Origin of the sequence: Mycobacterium sp., assembly GCF_032162105.1 — a bacterium.
GTDB lineage: Bacteria > Actinomycetota > Actinomycetes > Mycobacteriales > Mycobacteriaceae > Mycobacterium.
Genome location: NZ_JAVRPS010000162.1, coordinates 1 through 4,488, shown reverse-complemented (window position 1 = coordinate 4,488; position 4,488 = coordinate 1). Strand labels below are relative to the sequence as shown.

General features: G+C 66.1%; 5 protein-coding genes. 1 reads left to right on the top strand and 4 read right to left on the bottom strand.

The annotated features are described in order from the left end of the window. On the bottom strand, window positions 1-549 hold a 549-nt coding region (locus QOC69_RS08400; protein ID WP_526438278.1), incomplete at its 3' end, for a GTP-binding protein. A gap of 59 nt (window positions 550-608) precedes the next feature. Next, entirely contained in the window at window positions 609-1,538 is a 930-nt protein-coding gene (gene cysD, locus QOC69_RS08395) for a sulfate adenylyltransferase subunit CysD (RefSeq protein ID WP_526438276.1), read from the bottom strand. A gap of 177 nt (window positions 1,539-1,715) precedes the next feature. On the opposite strand from cysD, the gene QOC69_RS08390 reads away from it, so the two are divergent. Beyond that, window positions 1,716-2,129: a PaaI family thioesterase gene (locus QOC69_RS08390; protein WP_526438274.1), complete on the top strand. Its 414-nt coding sequence runs from the start codon at window positions 1,716-1,718 to the stop codon at window positions 2,127-2,129. A 76-nt stretch (window positions 2,130-2,205) separates the two neighbouring features. Here the strand turns inward: QOC69_RS08390 and QOC69_RS08385 are convergent, their stop codons facing one another. Both QOC69_RS08385 and QOC69_RS08380 read right to left on the bottom strand, forming a co-directional pair. Further along, complete coding sequence (locus QOC69_RS08385; RefSeq protein ID WP_526438272.1) at window positions 2,206-4,200, bottom strand: glycoside hydrolase family 15 protein; 1,995 nt, start codon at window positions 4,198-4,200, stop codon at window positions 2,206-2,208. Window positions 4,201-4,296: 96 nt separating this feature from the next. Beyond that, window positions 4,297-4,488 (bottom strand): carbonic anhydrase (locus tag QOC69_RS08380; RefSeq protein ID WP_526438270.1); only part of this gene is annotated, 192 nt, incomplete at its 5' end.

Here is a 4,488-nt window from a genome sequence, read left to right as displayed (position 1 = left end):
GTGCAGCGCGCTGACCGGGACGAAGCTGAGGTCACCGATGTCGAGCTTCGTCGCGAACTGGCGGAACTCGTTCTTGATCCGGTCGAACACGGCCTCGTCGTAGTCGACGAGGTCCATCTTGTTCACGCACAGCACCATGTGCGGCACCCGCAGGAGCGACGAGATGAACGCGTGCCGACGGGTCTGCTCGCTGATGCCCTTGCGCGCGTCGACGAGCAGCAGCGCGAGGTTGGCGGTCGAGGCGCCGGTCACCATGTTGCGGGTGTACTGGATGTGCCCGGGGGTGTCGGCGATGATGAACTTGCGCTTGGGGGTGGCGAAGTAGCGGTAGGCGACGTCGATCGTGATGCCCTGCTCGCGCTCGGCGCGCAGGCCGTCGGTCACCAGGGCGAGGTCGGTGTAATCGTGCCCGCGCTCCTTCGACGTGCGCTCGACCGACGCCAGCTGGTCCTCCATGACCGCCTTGGAGTCGAAGAGCAGCCGTCCGATCAGCGTCGACTTGCCGTCGTCCACCGAACCCGCGGTGGCAAGGCGCAACAACGTGGTCATCTATTTCTCCCGTCGCTTCGCTCGCCCCATCATTTCCCGTCGCTTCGCTCGCCCCAGCATCAGAAATATCCCTCTCGCTTGCGGTCTTCCATGCCTGCCTCGGAGATCCGGTCGTCGGCGCGGGTTGCGCCGCGCTCAGTCAGCCGGGATACGGCCGTCTCGGCGATCACCTCGGACACCGTTCCGGCGAGCGATTCGACGCAGCCGGTGCAGGTGACGTCGCCGACGGTGCGGAACCGCACGGTCTTCTCGACGACCTCTTCGTCCTTGCGCGGCAGCAGGTACTTGTGCACGGCGAGGAACATGCCGTCGCGGAGGAAGACCTTGCGCTGGTGCGCGTAGTAGATCGACGGCAGCTTGATCTTCTCGGCGCCGATATAGGACCAGATGTCGAACTCGGTCCAATTGGACAGCGGGAACGCCCGGATGTGCTCGCCCTTGTGGTGCCGTCCGTTGTAGAGGTTCCACAGTTCGGGCCGCTGCACCTTCGGGTCCCATTGGCCGAACTCGTCGCGGAAGCTGAACACCCGCTCCTTGGCCCGGGCCTTCTCCTCGTCGCGGCGCGCGCCGCCGAATGCCGCGTCGAACTTGTTCTCCCTGATGGCGCGCAGCAGCGTGAACGTCTGCATCGGGTTGCGCGACGGGATGGTCTCGACCACGCGCCCGGCGTCGATGTCGTCCTGCACCTTGGCGACGACGAGGCGCACCCCGGACTCGGCGACCATTTCGTCGCGCACCTCGAGCACTTCGTCGAAGTTGTGGCCGGTGTCCACGTGCATCACCGGGAACGGCAACCGGCCTGGCCGAAACGCCTTGAGCGCCAAGTGCAACATGACGATCGAGTCCTTGCCGCCGGAGAACAGCAGCACGGGCTTCTCGAACTCCGCGGCGACCTCGCGGATGATGTGGATGGCCTCGGCCTCCAGCGACCGCAGGTGGCTCAACTCGTAGCGGGCCGATTGCGGATCGACGTCCTGGACCGCCGTCATGACTTCACCAGTAAGTTGGTAGAGTTAACCAGATTTGCAAGCATGCCCAGGAATGTAGCCAAAGGGGCGGTGTCGTGTCAATGACGAGGTCACCGTCGCGATCAGAGGGGCGCGGGCATGGCTTCGCTTACCCGGCAGGTAGTTGAAATGCCCCTGCGGCGCCGACACCATGGCGTCATGTCGACTCCCACCGGCGCCGAGGTCATGGCGCAGTTCATCCCGCAGTCACCGTTCGTCGCGAAGCTCGGCATCGTCGCCGGGGTACTCGACGGCGACGAGGTGCGGCTACGGATGCCGTGGGACCCCACCAACGTCACGCTCGGTGACATGGTGCACGGCGGCGCCATCGCCGCCCTGGCCGACGTCACCGTGATGGCAGCGGCCTGGGCCGGGGTTCAAGCGGCCGAATCGCTGCGTGGCGTCACGACGTCGATGGCGATACAGTTCCTCGCCCCGGCCCGCGCGACGGATCTGATCGGAGTCGGAAGGGTACTGCGCCAGGGCAAGACCCTGGTCAGCTGCGACGTGGACGTCGTCACGCCCGAGGGCGAGCTGGTGGCCAAGGCGATCGCCAATTACAAGGTGGGGTGAGTCAGTGGCTTTCACCACAGTCGTCGAGCCCGCAACGAGCAGCTCACCGGGAAGTCGCCGGGTGTTCAGCCGATCCCTACATCGGCGCGTTGGCGGGCTGGAACGCCCCGGAGCCGTCGTCATCCTCTTCGGCGCGGATGACGTGCACGACGGCGTTGATCAGGGCCAGGTGGGTGAACGCCTGCGGGAAGTTGCCAAGATGGCGTCCGGTGCGCGGCTCGATCTCCTCGGCATAGAGGTGCAGCGGGCTGGCGAACGACAGCAGTCGCTCGCACAGGTGCTTGGCCCGGCTGATCTCACCGATCTCGACCAGCGCAGACACCAGCCAGAACGAGCAGATGGTGAACGTGCCTTCTTCGCCGGACAGGCCGTCGTCGGTCTCCTCGACGCGGTATCGCAGTACGAGCCCGTCCTCGGTGAGCTCGTCGGCGATGGCCAGTACCGTCGCGCGTAGCCGCGGGTCCTCGGGCGGGAGGAACCGCGTCAGCACCGCCAACAACAGCGAGGCGTCCAACGCGTCGGCGCCGTAGCGCTGCGTCAGCACGCCGCGCGAGTCGACGCCGTAGGCCAGGATGTCGGCCTTGATCTCCTCGGCGACGGCCCGCCATTGCTGGGTGTGGCTCGTCCAGCCGTGTAGCTCGGCCAGTTTCGCACCGCGGTCCAGTGCCACCCAGCACATGATCTTGCTCGAGGTGAAGTGCTGTGGCTCGCCGCGTACCTCCCAGATGCCGCGGTCGGGCTCACGCCAATGCTTGATCGCCTCTTCGACCTGACTCTTCAGCACCGGCCACAAGTTCTCCGGGATCTGCTCGCGGGACCTCGAGTGCAGATACACCGAGTCGAGCATCGTGCCCCAGATGTCGTGCTGGCACTGGTTGAACGCGCCGTTGCCGATCCGGACCGGACGGGCGTTGTCGTAGCCGGACAAGTGGTGCAGCTCGCCCTCGACGAGGCTGCGCTCGCCGCCCACGCCGTACATCACCTGAAGTGGATGGGGTTCACCGTCGTTCGCGCCGGAGACCTCGGCGATGAACGCGAAGAAGTCGTCGGCCTCACGGTCGAGGCCCAACGTGTAGAGACCCCACAGTGCGAACGTCGAATCCCGAATCCACGAGTAGCGGTAGTCCCAATTGCGTGCGCCTTGCGGGGTTTCCGGCAGCGACGTGGTACTCGCCGCCAGCAGCGCGCCGGTCGGTGAGTAGGTCAGCCCCTTGAGCGTCAGCGCGCTGCGCTGGAGGTAGGAGCGCCACGGGTGGTCGGGGAAATTGCCGATGTTGATCCACTGCCGCCAGCACTCGCTGGTCTTCCACATCTTGTCGGCGGCCTCGGCATAGGTTTGCGGTGCGGCATTCGAGGAAAAGCTCAACGCGACGAAGACGTCGTCGCCCTCCTTCAACCTGGTCCGGGCGCGCGCCTGACGGCCGTCCAATCCGATGCGCAGGTTGGTCGTCAAGCGCACGGTCGGGTGCGCATCAGGGTCCCGCTTGGCCCGCGCCACCGCTTCCCCGTATCCAGCGGCCGCGTACTCCCAGCTCGCCGGGTCGCGGTGGTAGTCGAACGACGGCTCGCAGTCCATCACCAGCTCGACGGTGCCGCTGACGCACTTCACCGTGCGCAGCAACGTGTGCTCGGCGTCCCAGTCCATCGGAGTGCGGCGATGGGTGCGTGACCTCCTCTCGATGTCGTGCCATTCACTCATCACCAGGGTGTCCCGGACGATCATCCAGCCGGTGTGGGTCTGCCACGTCGTCTCCAGGATCAGGCTGCCCGGCAGGTACCGCCGCGCGGCGGGCACCGAGACTCCGTACGGGCTGATCCGAAAGTGTCCCGCTGCGCGATCCAGGATCGAGCCGAACACGCTCGGAGAATCGGGGCGCGGCGCACATAGCCACTCCACCGACCCGGCCGACGAGATCAGACAGGTGTTCTCGCAATCCGAGAGGAATGCGTAGTCGGCGATCGGCGGAAACGGGTTCCGCGGGTTGCTGGCCAGGTAGGGCACCGGCGCGGTCGTGTCGAGTTTCACGGCGGCACCGTTCTCGTCCGCGGGCGTCGTGCTCAGCATGGCCATTCCGCCATCATTGACCGTTGAGCCCCGCTTGGAGGCAAACCGGGGCGACTTGGGCGCGGAAACGTTCACTCAGCGAACGTTCCCGCGCCGAAATCGCTAGAGCGTGACCTCGTTGAGCTTGCCCGTCGCCACGTCGAAGACGAAGCCGCGCAACGACTCGTGCTTGGTCACGAACGGGCTGGCCTCGATGCGGCGCAACGACTGACGCACGTCCTCGTCCAGGTCCTGAAAGGCCTCGGCGGCCCACTCCGGCTTGAGGCCCGTCTCGTCCTGGATCTGCTGCTTGAA